23 protein-coding genes are annotated in these 19,915 nt (G+C 69.1%); 11 read left to right on the top strand and 12 right to left on the bottom strand.

The annotated features are described in order from the left end of the window. Window positions 1-2 precede the first annotated feature (2 nt). The gene (locus AC5P9C_RS09015) at window positions 3-632 is read left to right on the top strand and encodes a lysophospholipid acyltransferase family protein (RefSeq protein ID WP_005411260.1); all 630 of its coding nucleotides are present in this window, start codon (window positions 3-5) and stop codon (window positions 630-632) included. After that, window positions 629-1,624 carry a phosphatidate cytidylyltransferase gene (locus tag AC5P9C_RS09010; protein ID WP_053461548.1) on the top strand — a complete coding sequence of 332 codons (996 nt, stop codon included), beginning with the start codon at window positions 629-631 and terminating at the stop codon, window positions 1,622-1,624. Before AC5P9C_RS09015 ends, AC5P9C_RS09010 begins: the two co-directional genes overlap by 4 nt. A gap of 599 nt (window positions 1,625-2,223) precedes the next feature. Here AC5P9C_RS09010 and fis read toward each other — a convergent pair. The 3 genes from fis to prmA form a co-directional block, all read right to left on the bottom strand. Continuing rightward, window positions 2,224-2,499 carry a DNA-binding transcriptional regulator Fis gene (fis, locus tag AC5P9C_RS09005; protein WP_005419706.1) on the bottom strand — a complete coding sequence of 92 codons (276 nt, stop codon included), beginning with the start codon at window positions 2,497-2,499 and terminating at the stop codon, window positions 2,224-2,226. A 115-nt stretch (window positions 2,500-2,614) separates the two neighbouring features. Further along, window positions 2,615-3,379, bottom strand: coding sequence for a DUF3426 domain-containing protein (locus tag AC5P9C_RS09000; RefSeq protein ID WP_495205149.1), 765 nt, complete (start codon window positions 3,377-3,379; stop codon window positions 2,615-2,617). A gap of 42 nt (window positions 3,380-3,421) precedes the next feature. Next, on the bottom strand, window positions 3,422-4,342 hold the full coding sequence (gene prmA / locus AC5P9C_RS08995; RefSeq protein ID WP_495205154.1) for a 50S ribosomal protein L11 methyltransferase: 921 nt from the start codon (window positions 4,340-4,342) through the stop codon (window positions 3,422-3,424). Window positions 4,343-4,505: 163 nt separating this feature from the next. On the opposite strand from prmA, the gene AC5P9C_RS08990 reads away from it, so the two are divergent. Both AC5P9C_RS08990 and AC5P9C_RS08985 read left to right on the top strand, forming a co-directional pair. Continuing rightward, the gene (locus AC5P9C_RS08990) at window positions 4,506-5,471 is read left to right on the top strand and encodes a hypothetical protein (protein ID WP_064239371.1); all 966 of its coding nucleotides are present in this window, start codon (window positions 4,506-4,508) and stop codon (window positions 5,469-5,471) included. Beyond that, window positions 5,468-5,842 (top strand): hypothetical protein, encoded by a 375-nt coding sequence (locus AC5P9C_RS08985; protein ID WP_032959077.1) that lies wholly within the window; start codon window positions 5,468-5,470, stop codon window positions 5,840-5,842. Before AC5P9C_RS08990 ends, AC5P9C_RS08985 begins: the two co-directional genes overlap by 4 nt. Window positions 5,843-5,957: 115 nt before the next feature. On the opposite strand, the gene accC is transcribed toward AC5P9C_RS08985, so the two are convergent. The 5 genes from accC to AC5P9C_RS08960 form a co-directional block, all read right to left on the bottom strand. Beyond that, window positions 5,958-7,325, bottom strand: a complete 1,368-nt coding sequence (gene accC / locus AC5P9C_RS08980) for an acetyl-CoA carboxylase biotin carboxylase subunit (RefSeq protein ID WP_014648613.1) — start codon at window positions 7,323-7,325, stop codon at window positions 5,958-5,960. Between the two features lie 10 nt (window positions 7,326-7,335). Next, window positions 7,336-7,815, bottom strand: coding sequence for an acetyl-CoA carboxylase biotin carboxyl carrier protein (gene accB, locus AC5P9C_RS08975; RefSeq protein WP_005419696.1), 480 nt, complete (start codon window positions 7,813-7,815; stop codon window positions 7,336-7,338). A gap of 59 nt (window positions 7,816-7,874) precedes the next feature. After that, window positions 7,875-8,318: a type II 3-dehydroquinate dehydratase gene (gene aroQ, locus AC5P9C_RS08970; protein WP_053461544.1), complete on the bottom strand. Its 444-nt coding sequence runs from the start codon at window positions 8,316-8,318 to the stop codon at window positions 7,875-7,877. Window positions 8,319-8,396: 78 nt separating this feature from the next. After that, entirely contained in the window at window positions 8,397-8,636 is a 240-nt protein-coding gene (locus tag AC5P9C_RS08965) for a hypothetical protein (RefSeq protein ID WP_414615274.1), read from the bottom strand. A gap of 69 nt (window positions 8,637-8,705) precedes the next feature. After that, window positions 8,706-9,434 (bottom strand): DOPA 4,5-dioxygenase family protein, encoded by a 729-nt coding sequence (locus tag AC5P9C_RS08960; RefSeq protein ID WP_049470897.1) that lies wholly within the window; start codon window positions 9,432-9,434, stop codon window positions 8,706-8,708. Window positions 9,435-9,597: 163 nt separating this feature from the next. Between AC5P9C_RS08960 and AC5P9C_RS08955 the strand changes: the two genes are divergently transcribed. After that, window positions 9,598-10,425, top strand: a complete 828-nt coding sequence (locus AC5P9C_RS08955) for an isocitrate lyase/PEP mutase family protein (RefSeq protein ID WP_049470899.1) — start codon at window positions 9,598-9,600, stop codon at window positions 10,423-10,425. 57 nt (window positions 10,426-10,482) lie between these two features. Here AC5P9C_RS08955 and AC5P9C_RS08950 read toward each other — a convergent pair whose 3' ends face one another. After that, window positions 10,483-11,016 (bottom strand): hypothetical protein, encoded by a 534-nt coding sequence (locus tag AC5P9C_RS08950; protein WP_154331266.1) that lies wholly within the window; start codon window positions 11,014-11,016, stop codon window positions 10,483-10,485. Between the two features lie 124 nt (window positions 11,017-11,140). On the opposite strand from AC5P9C_RS08950, the gene AC5P9C_RS08945 reads away from it, so the two are divergent. Both AC5P9C_RS08945 and AC5P9C_RS08940 read left to right on the top strand, forming a co-directional pair. Beyond that, window positions 11,141-11,737, top strand: coding sequence for an NAD(P)H-dependent oxidoreductase (locus AC5P9C_RS08945; protein WP_057494889.1), 597 nt, complete (start codon window positions 11,141-11,143; stop codon window positions 11,735-11,737). Window positions 11,738-11,753: 16 nt separating this feature from the next. Then, window positions 11,754-12,347, top strand: coding sequence for a TetR/AcrR family transcriptional regulator (locus tag AC5P9C_RS08940; RefSeq protein WP_329851740.1), 594 nt, complete (start codon window positions 11,754-11,756; stop codon window positions 12,345-12,347). A 13-nt stretch (window positions 12,348-12,360) separates the two neighbouring features. Here AC5P9C_RS08940 and AC5P9C_RS08935 read toward each other — a convergent pair whose 3' ends face one another. Next, a complete protein-coding gene (locus AC5P9C_RS08935) occupies window positions 12,361-13,143 on the bottom strand; it encodes a D-alanyl-D-alanine carboxypeptidase family protein (protein ID WP_057495257.1) in 783 nt (260 codons plus the stop codon). A gap of 178 nt (window positions 13,144-13,321) precedes the next feature. Here AC5P9C_RS08935 and AC5P9C_RS08930 point away from each other — a divergent pair, with 178 nt between their 5' ends. Both AC5P9C_RS08930 and AC5P9C_RS08925 read left to right on the top strand, forming a co-directional pair. Next, entirely contained in the window at window positions 13,322-13,888 is a 567-nt protein-coding gene (locus AC5P9C_RS08930) for a GIY-YIG nuclease family protein (protein ID WP_343542841.1), read from the top strand. A 252-nt stretch (window positions 13,889-14,140) separates the two neighbouring features. Then, window positions 14,141-15,040: a LysR substrate-binding domain-containing protein gene (locus AC5P9C_RS08925; protein WP_049470912.1), complete on the top strand. Its 900-nt coding sequence runs from the start codon at window positions 14,141-14,143 to the stop codon at window positions 15,038-15,040. Window positions 15,041-15,065: 25 nt separating this feature from the next. Here the strand turns inward: AC5P9C_RS08925 and AC5P9C_RS08920 are convergent, their stop codons facing one another. After that, the gene (locus tag AC5P9C_RS08920; protein ID WP_312580700.1) at window positions 15,066-15,782 is read right to left on the bottom strand and encodes a transporter substrate-binding domain-containing protein; all 717 of its coding nucleotides are present in this window, start codon (window positions 15,780-15,782) and stop codon (window positions 15,066-15,068) included. 82 nt (window positions 15,783-15,864) lie between these two features. Between AC5P9C_RS08920 and AC5P9C_RS08915 the strand changes: the two genes are divergently transcribed. Next, window positions 15,865-16,233 carry a VOC family protein gene (locus tag AC5P9C_RS08915; protein WP_495205148.1) on the top strand — a complete coding sequence of 123 codons (369 nt, stop codon included), beginning with the start codon at window positions 15,865-15,867 and terminating at the stop codon, window positions 16,231-16,233. 72 nt (window positions 16,234-16,305) lie between these two features. Here AC5P9C_RS08915 and AC5P9C_RS08910 read toward each other — a convergent pair whose 3' ends face one another. Beyond that, on the bottom strand, window positions 16,306-17,145 hold the full coding sequence (locus tag AC5P9C_RS08910; RefSeq protein ID WP_343542846.1) for an arylamine N-acetyltransferase family protein: 840 nt from the start codon (window positions 17,143-17,145) through the stop codon (window positions 16,306-16,308). Window positions 17,146-17,346: 201 nt separating this feature from the next. Between AC5P9C_RS08910 and AC5P9C_RS08905 the strand changes: the two genes are divergently transcribed. After that, window positions 17,347-19,884 carry a methyl-accepting chemotaxis protein gene (locus AC5P9C_RS08905; protein ID WP_414615273.1) on the top strand — a complete coding sequence of 846 codons (2,538 nt, stop codon included), beginning with the start codon at window positions 17,347-17,349 and terminating at the stop codon, window positions 19,882-19,884. The last annotated feature ends 31 nt before the right edge of the window (window positions 19,885-19,915 follow it).

The raw sequence follows: 19,915 nt of genomic DNA, 5'->3' as shown, positions 1-19,915 counted from the left end.
CGATGTTCGCCGAACTGATTGCACGCGCCTGCAGTGGCGCGATCCATGTAGTGACCGGGGCACGCGCCCTGTGGATCGGCTGTGCGCCGTCCAGCGAGCGCCGCGTGTACTACGGCAACCACGCCAGCCATGGTGATTTCGTGCTGATCTGGTCGTCGATGCCACCGGCGTTGCGGCGCCAGGTGCGCCCGGTGGCTGCTGCCGAGTACTGGCAGCGCGACGGCCTGCGCCGCTACCTGATCGATGCGGTGTTCAACGGCGTGCTGGTCGAGCGCGAGGCCGGCCATCGCCAGCAGGATCCGCTCCAGGCGCTGCGTGACGCGGTGGACGAAGACTGCTCGCTGATCCTGTTTCCGGAGGGCACCCGCAACGTGGGCGATGAGCCGCTGCTGCCGTTCAAGAGCGGCATCTACCACCTGGCGCGGCAACGGCCGGAGCTGGAGTTCGTGCCGGTGTGGATCGACAACCTGAAGCGGGTGATGCCCAAGGGCCGGTTCCTGCCGCTGCCGCTGCTGTGCACGGCCACCTTCGGCACGCCGCTGCGGCTGCAGGCCGACGAGGACAAGGCCGCATTCCTGGCCCGCAGCAGGCAGGCGCTGCTGGACCTGGCGCCGAATGGAGGTCGTGCATGAGTTTCGTGCTGGATGTATCTGGCGATCTGGCAACGCAGAGTGTCGGCCAGCAGACCGGCCTGCTGTTTGCCGGCGTAGGTGCGGTGCTGGTGCTGGCCACGCTGGTCGCCGAAACCCTGCGCTGGCGCCAGCGTGGGCGGCCCAGTGCAGTGATCGCCAACCTGGTCTCGCGCATCCGTGCCTGGTGGGTGATGGCGCTCGTGGTCGGGTTGGCGCTGTTCTTCGGTCGTGCCGGGGTGATCGTACTGTTCGCGGTCATTTCGCTGTTCGCGCTGCGCGAATTCATCACCCTGGCGCCGACGCGCTCGGGTGACTACTACGCGCTGCTGGCCGCGTTCTACATCGTGCTGCCGTGGCAGTACTACCTGGTGTGGATCGACTGGTACGGCATGTACACGCTGCTGATTCCGGTCTATGCGTTCCTGTTCCTGCCGATCCTGTCGACCATCGGCGGCGATACCACGCACTATCTGGAGCGCACGGCGAAGGTGCAGTGGGGGCTGATGATCTGCGTGTTCTGCATCTCGCATGTGCCGCTGCTGCTGAACCTGCACGTGCCCGGCCATGACCCGTCGCGCAACGTGCTGCTGTTCGCCTTCCTGGTGATCGTGGTGCAGTCCTCGGACGTGCTGCAGTACATCTGGGGCAAGCTGCTGGGCCGGCACCTGATCGCGCCGAAGCTGTCGCCGTCGAAGACGGTGGAAGGCTTCGTAGGCGGCGTGCTGAGCGCCAGCGCGCTGGGCGCGGCGTTGTGGTGGATCACCCCGTTCACCCCGCTGCAGGCGTTCGGCCTGTCGCTGCTGATCAACCTGATGGGGTTCTGGGGCGGCCTGGTGATGTCGGCGATCAAGCGCGATCGCGGCATCAAGGACTGGGGGCACATGATCGAGGGCCATGGCGGCATGCTCGACCGGCTGGATTCGGTGTGCTTCGCCGCGCCGGTGTTCTTCCACGTGGTGCGGTATTACTGGAAGGCGGGCGGCGGCGGCTGACGTCGCCGGGCTTTCATCCACGCATGGCGTGGATCTACTGGACGGGCCGCGGGATTGCCGGGGCTGCATCCACGCATGGCGTGGATCTACTGGACGGGCGGCGGGATCGCCGGGGATGCATCCACGCATGGCGTGGATCTACTGGACGGGCCGGGGATCCGTCGGGGGTGCATCCACGCATGGTGTGGATCTACTGGACGGGCCGCGGGATCGCCGGGGGGGCATCCACGCATGACGTGGATCTACTGGACGGGCCGGGGATCCGTCGGGTGTGCATCCACGCATGGCGTGGATCTACTGGACGGGCCGCGGGATCGCCGGGGATGCATCCACGCATGGCGTGGATCTACTGGACGGGCCGGGGATCCGTCGGGGGTGCATCCACGCATGGTGTGGATCTACTGGACGGGCGGCGGGATCGCCGGGGATGCATCCACGCGGGGCGTGGATCTACTGGACGGGCCGGGGGATCGCCGGGGGGGCATCCACGCATGGCGTGGATGTACCGGTAGTGCCGGCCGCTGGCCGGCAACAGCAACAGCAACCTGCCATCGTTCATTGGGTTGCCGGCCAGCGGCCGGCACGGCCCACCCGCGCGCTTACGCGCTGATGCCGTATTCCTTCAGCTTCTTGCGCAGGGTCGCGCGGTGGATGCCCAGCATCGCTGCGGCGCGGCTCTGGTTGCCTTCGCAGTGGTTGAGCACTTCCACGAACAACGGGATTTCCATCTCGCGCAGCACGATCTCGTAGACATCGTCCGCGTCGCAGCCATCGAGGTCACGCAGGTAGCGGCGTACGGACTGGGCGACGTGTTCACGCAGCGGTGGCCGGGGAGCGCCACGACTGTTGTCAGGACGAGAGAGGACAGCGTTCAAGGGGGTTCCCGATCTGGTTGGCCCGTGCGCGCGGAGCGCGCGGCCGGACGAGGTGGTGGCGGCCAGTCTAGCGCGAGCGTGCCCGACCTGCCACGGCTGGTCGCCTCTACCTTGGTCAGAGGAAGTCGAAGGTGAATGCGACGGTGGACGCGGCGGGCTCCTGCACGCGGAACGCGATGCGCGCGCTCTGGCCCGGTTCCAGCACGGTCGTGCCCGGGCTTTCGCCGAGGTACTGCGCGGGCGTGAACACGCCGCTGCCGATCACCCGGCCATCGGCATCGGACAGTGACAGGCGCAGGTCCGGCCAGGCCTGTGCCCAGCGCGCATCGTTGCGGATGCTGGCCTGCACCTGCAGCACGCCGGCCTGCCCGGGCAGGGGGCGGATCTCGCGGCTGGTCATGGTGAACGCGGTCGGCTCGTGCCACGCCGGCAGGCTGCAGCGCAGCGCGCCGCACAGTGCGCCCAGCCAGGCGCGGTTGCCGGCGTCGGCGGCCAGCCGGTCACGATCGGCCAGCACGCTCTGCAGGATCAGCAGCAGTGCCAGCGCGGCGACCAGCCCCCAGTGCCAGCGCGGCACCGGGAGTGCGCGGGGGCGTGACGTGCCCAGGAAGCTTGGCGCATCGCTGGCTACCGCCTGCGGCACCGGGGCCGCCACGACGGGTTCGACCACGACCGCCTCGTCGGCGATGACGGCGTCGTCGAACGGTTGTGTCTCTGCCCTTGGCGGCACGGGCGCATCGACCGGGTCGCGGGGCGGCGCCGCAACGTCATGCATTGCCGGTTCGGGCGTGCGCGCGTCGGTCTCAGGTGCGGCCTCGCCTTCCGGCGCGGGGCGCAGGAAGGTGGCCAGGGGACGGCGCGGCGGGGTCGGCTCGGACATGCTCAGGGTGCGGGCTCGGATCCAGCGGTCATTCAATCATGATCAGGCCCGGCGCACGCCGGTGATACGCATCCAGTCGCCATCCTGGGTGGCCTGCAGGTCGTCGAACCATGCGGCATAGCGCTGCAGCAGTTCGCCTTCCTGGCCCTGCAGGATGCCCGACAGGGCGATGCGGCCCCCGACGGCAACGCGCGCGGCCAGCAGGTCGGCCAGCGCGTCCAGTGCCGAGGCGAGGATGTTGGCAACCACGATGGGGTAGGTGGCGACCGGTTCGTCCTGCGGCAGGTACACGTGCATGCGGGCCTGCTCGCCGTTGCGCTCGGCATTGTCGGCGGTGGCGACCAGCGCCTGCGGATCGTTGTCCACGCCGATCGCTTCGGCGGCACCCAGCTTCAACGCGGCCAGCGCGAGGATGCCCGAGCCACAGCCGAAGTCGAGCACGCGCTGTCCCTGCAGCAGGCCATCGACGGCCAGCTGGTCCAGCCAGCGCAGGCACAGGGCGGTGGTCGGATGGGTGCCCGAGCCGAAGGCCAGGCCCGGGTCCAGCCGCACCACGGCAGCATCGGCGGCCTGCGCGGCGTCCGGCAGTTCATGGTTCCACGGCACGATCCAGGTCCGGCTGCCGAAATCCATCGGCTGGAACTGGTCAAGCCAGGCCCGTTCCCAGTCCTCATCCTCGACGGCGCGGAAGCTGCCGTTGCTCCAGTCCAGTTCCGGATCGAACGATTCCAGCGCGGCCAGCAGCAACAGCGCATTGCTGTCGGCGGGGAACAGTGCGCTCAGCACCAGGGTGTCCCACAGCGGCGTTTCACCCACGCCGGGTTCGAGGATGGCCTGTTCGTTGCTGGTGTCGGCTTCGGCATCGAGCAGGGTCACGGCCAGGGCGCCGACGTCCTCCAGCGCATTCTCATAGCGGGGCTGGGTGGCTTCGGTGCAGCGCAGGGTCAGTTCCAGGAACGGCATGGCGGTGGGGACAGTCGCGGGAAAGGGGGCCATGCTAGACCATCGGGGCGTCTCCGTATTGCCTGAGATGCCGCCTCGATATGAACGGGGGCAGTTCAGACAGCCCTGCCGGGCCTTGCTAAACTCGGCGCTTTCCTGCGTGCCGTGAACGCTCACCTCGCCGATGGCTCTGGCTCCGACCCTGAAAACCTGGTTGCTCGTGCTGCCGGCGGTGGCCGTGCTGGGCGTGGCCGGGTACCGGGCCAGCGGCCATGCGGCGGCGGTGGCATCGCCATCGCCGGAGCTGCCGACCGCAGTGGCCAGCGCTGACAGCGCCGCATCGCTGCCGGTGGTCCCCGAGGCGCTGGCGCGGCGGCTGGCGGCCTTCGAGCGCGGCAACATGCTGCCGTCGGGCCTGCCGCTGGACCTTCGCGCCGACATCGAAGACGCCAGCGACCTGTACGCCTACGCGCAGCGCCTGCGCGTGCAGGCCGACACCGGCAACCACGAAGCGCGCTGGATGCTCAGCCGCGTCTATGACTATTGCGCCCAGTACGCGCTCGACCCGGGCGGTTACCGCCTGGACAACAACGTGCTGAGCGGGCTGGGGCTGACGGCGGCGCCGGCGATGATCGAGGCGCGCGAGCGCGTGGCGCAGCGGTGCGGCGGTTTCGTCCCGGGCGACAAGCTGGGCGCGGCACTGGTGCTGGCCGAGCGCCGCAAGGCGGCCGCGCAGGGCAACCTGGCTGCGGAAGCATCGCTGTTCGCCGAGGGCGAGCCGTTGCATGACAGCGCCGAGTACCGCCGTGACCTGGTCGAGCGCGTGCGCACCTCGCGCGATCCGGAGGCCTACATGGCCATCGCGCCGGCCATGGGCGTGCGTGCGGCGGGTGACCGCGCGCTGGATGGCCTGGTGGCGGGCGAGCAGCTCAGCGAGCTTGCATGGCGGCTTGCGGCCTGCGAACTCGGTCTGCCGTGTGGGGCCGACAGCGTGCTGGTCAACAGTTTTTGCGCGAACGGAGGGATCTGTTCGCAGGATGGGGCGCAGGATTTCCGGGATTTCGTGTATGACGCTGCGGTATCGCGGCAAGGTGCTGGGAAAATGAAGGAATGGATCAAGCGACTGGTTGGAAAGAGGGACGGGCGATGAATTACCGTCGATTCCTGCATGGGGCCAAGTTCTGGTTCTGGGTGGCGCTGTTCGTGGCGTACTCGGCCGGTGCGGTCGGCCTGCTGATGATCGATACCTACGAGGATCGCTACCGGCACCTGTCGAAGGTGGAGCTGACCACGGTGAAGGCGCAGGAAGACGTGCGCCGCGCCGGCGCCAGCCAGGTGGCTGCGGTCTATCGCGCGCAGAGCGGCATGCCGTTCGCTTCATTGCCGGCCGGCAGCACCTTCCAGGTGGTGTGGCCGGATGGTTCCACCGAAACCATGGTGATCGTCGATCCGACCTCGCCCAATGGCGTGCGGCCGCTGGCCCATTCGCAGATTCCGGCCGACGTGGCCGACAAGCGCTGACGCGCCCGCTGCAGGGCCCAGCCCCTGCCCGGCCGTGCTTTGCGGCATCGGCTCCACAGCAACAGAAAAGGGCGGGGATATCCCCGCCCTTTCCGTGTCCAGTCCCTGCTGCCGATCAGGTCAGTGCGATCGGCTTGTTCTTGCGCTCGGCCAGGCGCTTTTCCAGGTAGTGGATGTTCTGGCCACCGGCCTGGAAGCCCTTGTCGCGCATGATCCGCTGCTGCAGTGCGATGTTGGTCTTGATGCCGTCGACCACCATCTCGCTCAGCGCCACCCGCATGCGGGCGATGGCGGTTTCGCGGTCCGGGCCGTGCACGATCAGCTTGCCGATCATCGAGTCGTAGTTCGACGGCACGCGGTAGCCACTGTAGATGTGGGTGTCCACGCGCACGCCGGGGCCGCCCGGCGGATGGAAGCCGGTGATGGTGCCCGGGCTCGGCACGAAGGTTTCAGCATCTTCGGCGTTGATGCGGCACTCGATGGCATGGCCGGTCAGCACCACGTCGCTCTGCTTGATCGACAGCTTCTGGCCGGCGGCGATCTTCAGCTGCTCGGCCACCAGGTCGATGCCGGTGACCATTTCGGTGACCGGATGTTCCACCTGGATGCGGGTGTTCATCTCGATGAAGTAGAAGCGGCCGTCCTCGTACAGGAACTCGAACGTGCCCGCGCCGCGGTAGCCGATGCGGATGCAGGCTTCCACGCAGACCTTGCCGATCTGCTCGCGCTGCTCGGCGGTGATGCCCGGCGCCGGTGCCTCTTCCACCACCTTCTGGTGGCGGCGCTGCATCGAGCAGTCGCGCTCACCGAGGTGGATGGCATTGCCCTGTCCGTCGGCCAGCACCTGGATTTCCACGTGGCGCGGATTCTCCAGGAACTTCTCCATGTAGACCTCGCCATTGCCGAACGCGGCCTTGGCCTCGCTCTTGGTGGTTTCGATCGAGGTCTTCAGCGAGGCTTCGGCGTGCACCACGCGCATGCCGCGACCACCGCCACCGCCGGCCGCCTTGATGATGACCGGGTAACCGATCTCGCGGGCGATCTTGGTGTTGGCGACGATGTCCTCGCCGAGCGGGCCGCCCGAGCCGGGCACGCACGGTACGCCCGCGGCCTTCATCGCGCGGATGGCTTCGACCTTGTCACCCATCATGCGGATGGTGTCGGCCTTGGGGCCGATGAAGATGAAGCCGGATTCTTCCACGCGTTCGGCGAAGTCGGCGTTCTCCGACAGGAAGCCGTAGCCCGGGTGGATGGCCTGGGCATCGGTGACTTCCGCTGCCGCGATCAGAGCCGGGATGTTGAGGTAGCTCTGCGGCGACGGCGCCGGGCCGATGCAGACCGACTCGTCGGCCATGGCCACGTGCTTGAGGTTGCGGTCGACCGTGGAGTGCACGGCCACCGTGCGGATGCCGAGGGTATGGCACGCGCGCAGGATGCGCAGCGCGATCTCCCCTCGGTTGGCGATGACGACTTTGTCGAGCATGGCGCGCCCCTCAGCCGATCACGAACAGCGGCTGGTCGAATTCCACCGGCTGGCCGTTCTCGCCGAGGATGGCAACGATGGTGCCGGACGTGTCGGCTTCGATCGGGTTGAACATCTTCATCGCTTCGATGATGGCCAGGGTTTCGCCTTCCTTGACCTGCTGGCCCACGGTGACGAAGGCCGGCTTGTCCGGGGCGGACGAGGCGTAGAAGGTGCCGACCATCGGCGAGCGCAGCACGTGGCCTTCCGGCAGTGCCGGGCCCGGCTTGGCGCTGCCGCCGGTGGAGGCTTCGGTCGGCGACTGCATCGGCATCGCCTGCGGCGCCGGGGCGGCCGGAGCGGCATACACCGGCGCGGCGACCGGGGCGGCATAGCCGGCCACCGGGGCGCGCGACAGGCGCACCGACTCTTCGCCTTCCTTGATTTCGATTTCAGCCAGGTTCGACTCTTCCAGCAGGTCGATCAGCTTCTTGATTTTGCGCAGATCCATGAGGGCCTCTTTGGTTTCTATCTAGGTGAGGAGAGCGCCGAGGGCGCCCGGGTCGACAATCAGGTGGCGGATACGCGCAGCAACGCCGCGTCCATCGCGTAGCGGTAGCTGTCGGCACCGAAGCCGCATACCACGCCCACCGCCTTGTCACTGAAGTAGCTGTGCTGGCGGAACGGTTCGCGGGCATGCGGGTTGGACAGGTGGATCTCGATGAACGGCACCGCCACCGCCGCCAGCGCATCGCGCAGGGCCACCGAGGTGTGGGTGAAGGCGGCGGGGTTGATCAGGATGAACGCGGTTCCGTCGTTGCGCGCGGCCTGCACTCGGTCCACCAGGACATGCTCGGCGTTGGACTGCAGGCTTTCCACCGCGTGCCCGGCGGAGGCAGCCTGGGTCGCCAGGGCCTGGTCGATGTCGGCCAGCGTGGTGTGGCCGTAGACCTCCGGCTCGCGGGTACCGAGCAGGTTGAGGTTGGGGCCGTGCAGGACCAGCAGCTTCGCCATGGGATCCGGTAGACGGGAAAGGGCGGCAGTCTGGCGGAACCGGCGGATGCTGTCCAGTTCGGCGAAGTTTGCAGCGTTTCAATCGATCGTTTGAAATTCGCCGAAGGGCTTGCGGCCGTATGCCGAGCGCCGGATCAAGGCGCGCTGAACGCCGGGCAGGTGGCCGATGCATGCACGTAGGCCGACGATGGCGGCAGGCGGGGAGAAGACTGATGTCGCCATGGGCCGCGATGCGGTAGATCCACGCCATGCGTGGATGAGACCACCGATCAGTAGATCCACGCCATGCGTGGATGAAGGAAGTTCGGTGCGCAGCACGCTACGCACCCACCGAGGGGCAGCCCAAGGTGCGCTGCACACCACCCACCGCCGCCGTCACGCACCCGCTCACGTCTCCAGCGGCACGGTCGGCACCACGTTCGGGAAGACTTCCTCCAGCGGCTCGCGTTCGCCGGGTCTGGGCACCGGCCAGTTGTAGGCGTTCACCGGCTGCGCGCGGTTCACCCACAACGCGTAGTACAGATGATCGGCGCGGCCATCGCCGGTGTTGGGGTGGATCAGGATGGTCAGGCCCAGGCTGTTGAGCTGCAGCCACGGCACCAGCACCGGCAGCAGGTCGTTGGTGAAGCCGAAATAGAACGACGGGGTGACGTGCGGGCCGCGCGGCTCCAGGTTCCAGTTGCCCAGTTCCACCGGGAAGCGTTCGGCGGCCCAGCGCCGCAGCAGTGCGGCCTTCTCGAAGCTGTCTTCGTCGAAGTAGATATGCGCGTGGTAGCTCTTGATGTCGGTGTAGGCGCGCGGGGCCGTGGGCAGCGTGGCCTCGCCAGGGCGCACGCTGGCCGGGCGCGGGGTCGGTTCGCTGGCCGTGGCCAGCCCCCAGGGACTGCGGCCCTTCGCCGGCGGCGGGACGATGGCGCGGAATCCGGGGCGCCCCGGTTCGGTGGTGTTCGCGGCGCTGTCACTGCGCGGGGCCGCGCTGGCGGCCGACGCGCTGGCCAGGCCGCCAGCGGCCAGCCCGGCCGACGCGATCAGGCGACGGCGCGCTGGCGAGAGCAGGTCGGCCCAGCGGGCGTCATCGTCGCTGGCGTCGATCAGGGGCTGCGGGTCCGGGTGCATCGGGGCTCCGTGGGGCACTGTAGGGCAGGCAAGCACGCTCGGGCAGTGCACCCGGCGGCGTCCAATAAGCAGGCGGCATCACCTCATGCAGGTTGGCCCACGCCGTGATTGAGTGCCGCCGCGGGGCGGGCTAGGGTGCAGGACTGCCGCCCAGGAGCCCGCCATGACCCCGCTCGATGCCGACACCCAGCGCAAGCGCGCGAGTTTCCGCCAGCTGCATGCGCGCGGTTGTTTCGTGCTGCCCAATCCGTGGGACGTGGGCAGCGCCCGCTACCTGCAGCGGCAAGGCTTCCAGGCGCTGGCGACGACCAGCGCCGGCTGTGCCTGGAGCGAAGGGCGGCCGGATGGCGCGGTTTCGCTGCAGGCCACGCTGGCCCATCTGCGCCTGATGGCGGCGGCGACGTCGCTGCCGTTGAATGCCGACTTCGGCGATGGTTTCGGCGCAACGCCGCAGGCAGTGGAAGAGGCGGTGGCGGCGGCCATCGACACCGGTATCGCGGCGCTGTCGATCGAGGATGCCAGCGGCGTGGCCGATGCACCGCTGCGTCCGATCGACCAGGCAGTGGAGCGACTGCGCGCCGCCCGTGCGGCCATCGACCGTGCCGGGGCCGACGTGCTGCTGGTCGGGCGCGCCGAGAATTTCTTCGTTGGCGTGCCCGACCTGGAGGACACCCTGCGGCGCCTGCGCGCCTATGCCGAGGCCGGCGCCGATGTGCTGTACGCCCCGGGTATCAGCACGCGCGAGCAGATCCGTGCCGTGGTCGCCGCTGCGGGCTCGACGCCGGTGAACCTGCTGGTGGGGGGACCGACACCGCTGCGCCTGCAGGAGATGGCCGACCTCGGCGTGCGCCGGATCAGCCTGGGCGGTGCGCTGGCGCGCGCGGCATGGGGTGGGCTGATGCAGGCCGTCGAGCCGATCATGCAGGACGGCCGCTTCGATGGCCTGCAGCAGGCGGCTTCGGGCGCGGCGTTGAACGCGCTGTTCCGCTGACGCACGCCCAGGCTTGCAACGGAGCCACCCCGTGCGTGGAGGGACGCGCGCATACGACTACAGCGCTTCCATCCCACCGCTGGGCAGCGGCACGCCCGGCTCCAGCGCCGGCAGCAGCTGCCGCAGCAGTGCCGGGTTGTCCAGCATCGCCGCGCCGTCCAGGTAGCGCCATTGCGTTGTACCGGTGCGGCGCACGGCGACCAGGAACGAGGTGCTGCGCATCGGTGCTTCGCGCACGCGCAGCAGTGACCGGCGCGGCACGAAGCAGACTTCTTCGTCGCCGGCCGCGTAGGTGCGGCCCGGTACACCGGCTTCATCGCTGATGACGCTGACCCCGGCCCTGCGCAGCGCCTTGACCGTGTCGCGGGCCATCTGTGCATAGGCCTCGTTGCCTCCGGCCAGCTGCTTCAGGCTGGGATGGGTGCGCGCGATGATGAGGTCGGTGTCGCCGCGCGCGAATGCCGCCATCATCGCCTGCGCATCCTGGCGCAGGGCGGCCGATTCGGCCGGGCCCAGTTCACCGGCCAGGGCCGGCCATGCGGGCACGGCCCACAGCAGGGCCAGCAACAGCGCAGACAGGCGTGCGTGCATCCTCGAACCTCCTCCGGGCAATCGACGCACTATACGGCGGACACGAAAACAGCATCCCACGCATGACGCTGGTATCCCGCGATCCGCTACCTACTATTGGTAGGTATTGATTGCGGAGCACCTCATGCACAGCCTGATTGTCATTGCCCACCCGGAACCCGGTTCACTCACCCACGCGATCGCGCATCGCATCGGCGACGCCATCTGCGGCGCCGACAGCCGTAACACCGTGGCCTACGCCGACCTGATCGCCGAAGGCTTCGATCCGCGCTTCAACCGCCACGACCAGGCATTGTTCCGCGGCACCGGCGCGGTGCCTGCCGATGTCGCGGCCGAGCACGCTCGGCTGGATGCCAGTGATGCGCTGGTGCTGGTCTATCCGCTGTACTGGTGGTCGTTGCCGGCAGTGCTGAAGGGATGGATCGACCGCGTCTTCACCCAGGGCTGGGCCTACCAGGATGGCGCCGACGGCAAAGTGCAGAAGAAGCTGCAGCGGCTGCGCGTGCACCTGGTGGCCCTCGGCGGCGCCGGCGCGGAGATGGTCGAACGCCGTGGCTACGCTGCGGCGATGAAGACCCAGATCGACAGGGGCATCTTCGATTACTGCGGTGCGCCGGTGCTGTCGTCCGATCTGCTGCTGGACGCCGATACCGGTGCGGCTGACGCGCATCTGCAGACCGCGTTGGCGATCGGCCGTAAAATCGGGGCTCCGACGCACTGATCGCCGTGTTCCGCCGATGCCCGCCCACGCCGCCCCCACGCGCCGCCGATTGACCCGCGAGCAACGCGCCCGCCAGTTGCTGGACGTGGCCTGGTCGCTGATCGGCGAAGAAGGCACCGACGCATTGACGCTGGGGCGGCTGGCCGAGGCGGCCGGTGTGACCAAGCCGGTGGCCTACGATCACTTCGTGACCCGCAATGGACTGCTGGCGGCGCTCTACGATGACTATGACGGGCGGCAGACCGTGGTCTTCCACGAGCGTATCGGCCGTGCCAGGGCACAACTGGCCGATCGTGCGGCGGCCATCGCCTCCGGCTACATCGACTGCGTCCTCAGCCAGGGCAGTGAAGTGCAGGGCATCCTCGCTGCGCTGGTGGGCGCGCCGGAACTCCATGAGGTACGTCGGCGCTACCAGCAGGACTTCATCGACAACTGCCAGGTCTGGCTGGGGCCGTTCGCCGCCGACGGCACCGTGCCGCTGGCGGGGCGCTGGGCCATCCTCGGCGCCGCCGAGACCCTGTCGGAGGGCGTGATGGCAGGCGCGCTGGACAAGGCCAACGCCGAAGCCGAGCTGCAGCGGCTGATCGTGGCCACGGTCAAGCGGCGCTGAGGCGCACCGCCGCTCAGGCGGTGGCCAGTGCAGCGAATCCTGCGGCCAGGCGGTCGCGCACCAGCGCGTCGCGCGCGTCGCGGCTTCCGGAGCCCAGCACCACGGTGACCAGGCGCACTGGCTGCTCCCGCCCAGGTACTGGCCGGCAGGCGGTCGCCGCCAGGCAGAAGCCTGCGGCCCGGGTATAGCCGGTCTTCAGTCCATCCACGCCGTCCTCGCCAAGCAGGGCGTTCTGGTTGCTGCGGTTGACGCTGCGATGCGCGAACGCGCGCTGCGCGGTGATCGCCAGTATCTGCGGATGATCGTTCAGCAGGCAGGCGGCCAGCACCGCCATGTCGCGCGCGCTGGAGGCGTGATGCGGCGTGGTGATGCCAGAGACGCTGGCGAACCAGGTGCTGCGCAGGCCGAGCTGGTGCGCGTGGTGGTTCATGCGCTGCAGGAATGCGGCCTGCGATCCGTCCAGGTGGCGCGCGATCGCCAGCGCGGCATCATTGCCGGAGACGACCATCAGCCCTTCCAGCAGGCGCGCCAGCGTGATCGTTTCGCCCGGGACCAGGCCCATGCGTGTTTCATCATCGGCTACGGCATGCACATCCTCGGCGGCGATGGTGACGGCGTCGTCCCAGCAGCGCCCGCGCCCTTCAACGCACGCATAGGTGGCGTAGGCCGTCATCAGCTTGGTCAGCGATGCCGGCTGGCGCGCGGTGTCGGCATGGTGCTGGTGGATCACCGCCAAGGAGCCGGCCTCGAGCGTGATCGATGAGACCGGCAGGTGTGCAGGCGCAGGAGACGGCATGGCAATGGCCGATGACAGGGGCGATCGGCAAGGATAGTCCGCTGCGGCTGCATGAAGCTGCACCATCGAAGCGCGGCCTGCGGCCGTTGCGGACCTGACGGCCGCGGTGCAGGAAGGCCTGCCGCGCCCACGGTAACGCCCGGTTGCGTCCGGGCTGCAGCACAGGCAGCCTGCGCACATGCACGCGGATATCCGTACCGACGGCCGGGTCTTTGCCTATGTCTTCCCCTGCGCATGGGAGGATTACGCGAAGATCGGCTTCTCCCGTGATCCGCTGGGGCGCATCACTGCACTGCACCGGCGCTGGTTCGAGTTCTTCGATCTCGATGCGGGCCTGTTGGTGGAGGCCGAGAACGAGCGCGAGGCCCGCGACCTGGAGCTCCGGTTGCGCACGCCGCTGAAGGCACACCGCGCGCCGGCGCCGATGACGGTGCACGACAAGGCCGGCGGGCACACAGAGTGGGTGCGCGGTGCCAACCAGGCACTGTTGATCGCCGTCGAGGCGTTGAACGACCAGGGCTACCGCTGCTACCCGCTGCGGGCATGGTTGCGGGCCGCATGGGAACTGCGCCTGGACCGGCTGCACGACTGGGCGGCGGTGCAGCTGCCGGAAGACGAAGGCCTGCGCATGCCCGGCGGGCCGGGCGAGCGCGCCCTGCGCGACACGCTGGACGGAGTGCGGGCGCTGGACATCGATCCGATGCCGTGGCTGCCCGAACACGTTCAGCGCTGGTATGTCCGCTGAGCGAACGGCCTCAGCGGGAGCGCGGGCGTGGCGCTGGCACGGACGGCTGCGGTGCATGCCGCGGCGGGGCCGGAGACGGGCTGGCCAGCTGCCGCGCCAGTTCAGCGTTGGTCACATGGCCGTGCAGGAACAACAGGCTGCCGAAGATGTTCATGAGCGTGCCTCCACTTGAGTGGACTGCACGATACGGGCAGCATGGGGGCCGAAAAAGCGACATTTCCGCAAGCTAGCCTTGAGAGGAATTCAAGCCGGATGTCCCGTCCCCCGCTTCACGCCCTGCAGGGCTTCGTGGCCGCCGCACGGTTGGGCAACCTGTCGCGCGCGGCGGCGGCGATGAACCTGACCGTCAGCGCCCTCAGCCACCAGATGCGCCAGCTGGAAGAGCGCCTGGGGCACCCGCTGCTGGTCCGCCAGCCGCGTGGCGTCACCCTCACCCTGGAGGGCCAGCGCCTGCTGGAACAGGTGGGCCCGCATCTGGATGCGATCAACGAAGCCTTCCAACCCTATGCCGCGCGCGCCGAACACGTGCTGACGATCAGTGCGGTGCCGTCGATGGCCTCGGCGTGGCTGGTGCCGCGCCTGGGACACTTCGTGGCAGCACACCCCCAGATCGAGATCAATCTGCAGTCCAGCGAACGCCTGGTCGATTTCGAGCGGCAGCGCCAGTTCGACGCGGCCCTGCGGCTGGGCAGCGGGCAATGGCCGGGCCTGGTGGTGGAACCGCTGTTCGATGAGTGGCTGTTGCCGATGGCCAGCCCGGCGCTGATCGAACGCATGGGAGGGACCGACCGGGTGCCGCTGAACCAATGGCCGCTGCTGGGAGACCCCGATGGTGCGTGGGGCGCATGGTTTGCACTGAGCGGTCAGCGCCCTCCGTCGCGTTTTGTGGCGGTTCTGGATGATTCGGAGGCGCACCATCGCGCGGCACTGGACGGGGTAGGCGTGGCGCTGGGGCGGGTGACGCGCGCGCGCCTGCTGCTGGACTCCGGCCAGCTGGTGGCACTGTCCAGCCAGCGCCTGAAAACGGCTTGGCCCCATTGGCTGGTCTATCCGCAGCGGTCTGCCCGTCATCGCGGCTTCCTTGCCTTCCGCGACTGGCTGCACGCACAGGCCGACGAGCACGTGCGGCACATGGAAAACGCGCGCTTGTAACGTCGAGCATGGCTCGACGCTACCGTCATCGGACCAGCGTCACCGCTTGCCCGGCACGGCCGAACGCGGCTTCCAGCAACGGGCCGGCCTTGATCGCCTCCACCTCGTCGAACAGGGCCTGCAACGCTTCGGCCGGGCGCGAAGCCGGCGCCGCCACGGCCTGCTGGATCGCGGTGAAGCGGTCGGCCAGGACGCGATGGCCCGGGTGTGCCTGCGCCCAGGCGGCAAGCGGCTGGCGCACGCCGGCGGCGGCATCCAGGCGCTGCTGCGCGAACAGGCGGATCGCCGCTGCCGACGTCTCGGCCCGCTCGATCGTGGCGTGGCGCAGTTCGCGGCTGAGGAACAGGTCGTAGGCCGCCCCGCGCCCGACCGCGATGCGCAGGCCCTCGCGGTCAAGGTCGTCAACCTGCCGTGCAGGGCTGTCCTCACGCACCAGGTAGGTGCCTTCGATCTCGACGTAGGGCGCACTGAAGGCGATGCGGTCGGCGCGCGCCGGATCGATGGCCAGGAAGGCCAGGTCCCAGCCATCCTCGCTGGCTGCAGCGACCACCGAGGCTGCGGCGTCGTGACAGCGGAAGCGTGCCTGCACGCCGATGCGTTGCGCCAGTGCGGTGGCCAGTTCCAGTGACGGCCCGCGGGGTGAACGCGCATCGCCCTGCGCCAGGACCGGATTGCCCAGGTTGATGGCCACGCGCAGAAAGCCCAGCGGTGCCAGCGCACTTCGGTGTTCGGCCAGGGACATGCAGGACTCCGCAGGGAAGGGGCCGTCCAGCATGCCAGCGCTGCCCTGCAAGGGAGTGTCAGTATCCGGCTAAGCTGCGCGCATGAATCCGCTTCTGCACGTCGAGATACCGGTCCGTGACCTGGCCCGGGCCATCACGTTCTACCAGCACTGGCTGCAGGTGGTGGACGCCCCAATCCTGCTGCATGACTGCAGGATGGCCTACCTGCCGTTTGCCGACGAGGCCGCCGGCGCCAGCATGGCGCTGGTGCAGGGAGCCGACTACCAGTCGTCCGAGCACGGGGCGCGCATCTACATCGGGGTTGCTGACCTGGACGCCAGCCTCGGCCGCGCGCTGACGGCGGGCGCGGGGCTGCGCTTCGGCCCGGCCGATGCCGGCCACTGGCGCGTGGCCGAGATAGTGGACAGCGAAGGCAACCGGATTGCGCTGCAGGCGCGCAGGATGCCGTAGCGCCGAGCCCATGCCCGGCGGCTGTTGATGACGCCGCCCGCCAGGCATGGCACGACGCTGCGCGTGCATCCGCTACATCGTCGCGGCGCGCGAACGCTGCAGCCAGTCGTTGATCGCCGGATCCAGCCGTGGATCGTCCGGCAACCGCAGGCCGAAGCGCTGCTGCAATACCTCGCGCACGTCGCCAACATCATGCAGCGGGCGCTTGTCCGGTGCCTGCCCGGGGCGGTATTCGGTGTAGTTGCCGCTGCCGATGGTGCGTCGCCAGTCCGGCCCGGTCAGTGACGCGCGCAGCTGGCCGGGGAAACTGGAATCGGGATGCGTGCACACGTACCAGTTGCCCACCACGTTGTCGATCGGTGCCGGTGCCTGCAGGTCGAAGCGGTACATCGCCCGCCAGCCATCGCTGGATTCGGCCGACAGCACGAAATCACCGTCACCGGGCAGTCGCCGCAGCCGATAGCGCTCGTGCGGCGTGGCCTGCGGCTTTGGATCATGCAGGCGCAGCGGCACGGTCGGCGTGAGGCTGCCGAAACAGGCATCCACCAGCCAGTCATCGCCGTCCACCTCAACGCGCAGCAGCAGATGGGTGCGCGCGGTCAGTTCGCCGTCCTGGGCGGCCAGCAGTACGCGCGCGCTCAACGGCTGCGCATCGAATCCCAACGCCTGCAGCAGCGCCAGCAGGCCGCCATTGAGTTCGAAGCAGTAACCGCCACGGCGGTCGTCGAGCAGCTTGCGCTGCACGCTGTCCAGGTCGATCGGCACCGCATCGCGCAACAGGCAGCTGAGGGTCTCGAACGGCAGCAGCGCATTGTGGCGCTGCTGCAGCAGGGTGAGGCCCGCCAGCGTCAGCGGTGGCGGCGCATCCAGCTCCAGGCGTTGCAGGTAGCGGGGGACATCGAGCGTCGTCATGCAGTCACCGGGGGGGAGGGGAGGTCCACTGTGCTCCCGCAACCGGGGTTGAGGTCAAGCGCGGCGGCGGTGTCATGCCGCCGTCGCCTGTGCCCGGTACAAAGAGCGCGTCCCCCGCCGCCGGTGGCGCTGGGAGGAAAATGCCCTAAAGTCGCTCAGGTTCAGGCCGATACAGGTGCGTCTTTCCGCCTGGAGTCTGTCATGTCGGCCGTTGTCCCCCACCTCCGGTCCGTGCGCACGCGCCTTGCCGCGTTGCGCTCGGCATCCCCCGGCCTGCTGCTGTGGCTGCAACCGCACCGGCTCAGCGTGGCCAACAAGCTCAAGGCCACGCTGTGGGTGTGCGGCCTGGGCCTGGTTGCGATCGCCGCCGTCTACGCCTGGACCGGCCATGCCAGCGCACAGGCGGCGCGCAGCCAGGCCAGCTACCAGCGCGGCAGCGACCTGGCCGCGAGCCTGGCTACGCGGGTGGCCGAGGCGCGCCGTCTGCAGACCCAGTATGCGCGCAGTTTCGACGATGCCGACCGCGCGCAGCTGCTGGCTACGCAGAAAGCGCTGCAGCTCGATCTGCAGGCGCTGCGCGCGATGCCGATGGATGCCGGGCGGCGCAAGGCGCTGCAGGCGTTGACCGAGGCCGCCGGCGCGTTTTCGCAGGGTGTGGCTGCCCTGTTCGAACGGGTCGATGAGATGGGGCGTGGTGATGCGGGCCTCGCCGCGCAACTGCAGCAGGCGGCCGACACCCTGCAGGCACAGGTGGATGCGCTGCAACGGCCGTCGCTGGCGTTGTCCCTGCAGAAGATGCGTCGCCAGGAAGCGCTGCTGCTGCTCGACGGGGATTCCACCCACGCCGACCGCGCCAGCGAGGAAAAGCTGCCGTTCGACCTCGCGCTGGCGGGCCTGCCCACCGATGCGCAGGACACCCTGCGCAGCGGGATGGAGGCGTATCAGGCCGCCGTGCTGGCATACACCGCTGCCCGCGTTGGCCTGGACGTGGAGGCGCAGTCGCTGTTGGATACCGCTGCCACCGTGGCCCCGGCGCTGGCCGCGTTCCAGCAGGCGCAGGTCGCCGCGCTGGCCCATGCACAGGCGCGCCAGCAGGCCGGGGCCCGCGCCATGAGCGTACTGTTCGCGCTGACCCTGCTGCTGGTTGCCGGTGTGCTGATCACCAGCCTGGTGCTGGTGCGGCGGGCGGTGCGCCAGCCGATCCAGGACACCCTGCGCTTCGCCAGCGACATCGCCGACGACCGCCTGGACACCACGCTGCGTGTGTACAACGCCAACGATGAGATCGGCCAGCTGGCCCAGCGCCTGGTGGAGATGCAGCAGCGCCTGCGCGCACGCATCGAGACCGAGCGTGCCGTGGCGCGCGGCAACACCCGCGTGCGCCAGGCACTGGACAGTGCGCAGGCCGGCCTGATGGTGATCGATGCCGAAGGCCGGGTGGCCTATGCCAATCCGGCGCTGCTGCAGCAGCTGGAACGCCCGGCCGAAGCGCTGCTTGGCGGCGAAGCCGTGCGCCTGCATCCGGCGCTGGCCAGCCTGGCCGGCATGCGCCAGCGCGAGGAGCGCGAGATCAGCCATGCCGGCGTCCGCTACCAGTTGATCGCCAATGCCATCATCGACGAAGGACAATTCCTCGGCGTGGCAGTGGAGTGGCGCAGCCGTGCGCTGGAAACCCTGCTGGAGACCGAAGTGGCAGCGCTGGTCGATGCCGCCGCACAGGGCGACCTGCACGGCCGCATCGGGCTGGACGGCAAGCAGGGCTTCGTGCGCACGCTGTCCACCAGCATCAATCGCCTGCTGGCCACCTTCGAAAGCAATCTCGGCGACCTGCAGGTGCTGCTGGCCGCACTGGCCCGTGGCGATCTGAGCGTGCGCATGGAAGGAGAACTGCAGGGGGTGTTCGCGCGCATGCGCGACGATGCCAACGCCACCGTCGCGCAGCTGGGCCACATCGTCACCCGCATCCAGCAGGCAGCCTCCAGCCTCGATGCCGGTGTCGGCGAGATCGTTGCCGGTCACCATGACCTGTCGCAGCGCACTGAACAGCAGGCCGCCAATCTGGAGGAGACCGCCGCCTCGATGCATGAGCTGACCGATACCGTGGGCCGCACTGCCGACGCCGCCGGTCGCGCCGATGCCCTGGTCCAGGGCGCGGCGGCAGTGGCCCGGCGTGGTGGTGAGGCGGTTGGGCAGGTGGTTGCGACCATGCACGGCATCAGCGAGGCCTCGCGGCGGATCGGCGACATCACCCAGCTGATCGATGGCATTGCCTTCCAGACCAACATCCTTGCCCTGAACGCGGCGGTGGAAGCGGCGCGCGCCGGCGAGCAGGGCCGAAGCTTCGCCGTGGTGGCTGCAGAAGTGCGCCTGCTGGCGCAGCGCAGTGCCGAGGCGGCCAAGCAGATCAAGGGGCTGATCGAAGATTCAGTGGCGCGTGCCGGCCAAGGCAACCTTCAGGCCGGGCAGGCCGGCGCGACCATGGGGGAGATCGTCGGCAGCGTGCAGCAGCTGGCCGATCTGCTTGCCGGCATCCGTCGTGCGTCGCAGGACCAGCATGCAGGTATTGCGCAGGTGAAGCAGACCATCGTGCAGATGGAAGCCAGCACCCAGCGCAATGCCAGCCTGGTGGAAGAGGCCGGTGCCTCGACGGCGCAGATGCAGGCGCAGGTGCATGCCCTGGCCGAAGCAGTGGGCGCATTCCGCCTGCAGTCGATGCCACAGGCGCGCGCGGCGGCCTGACTCTGCCGGTGGTGCCGGCCGCTGGCCGGCA

Source organism: Stenotrophomonas sp. YJH_SMC_10, assembly GCF_059371555.1.
Note: the sequence above shows the minus strand (reverse complement) of the source record. Positions and strands in the feature narration are given on the sequence as shown.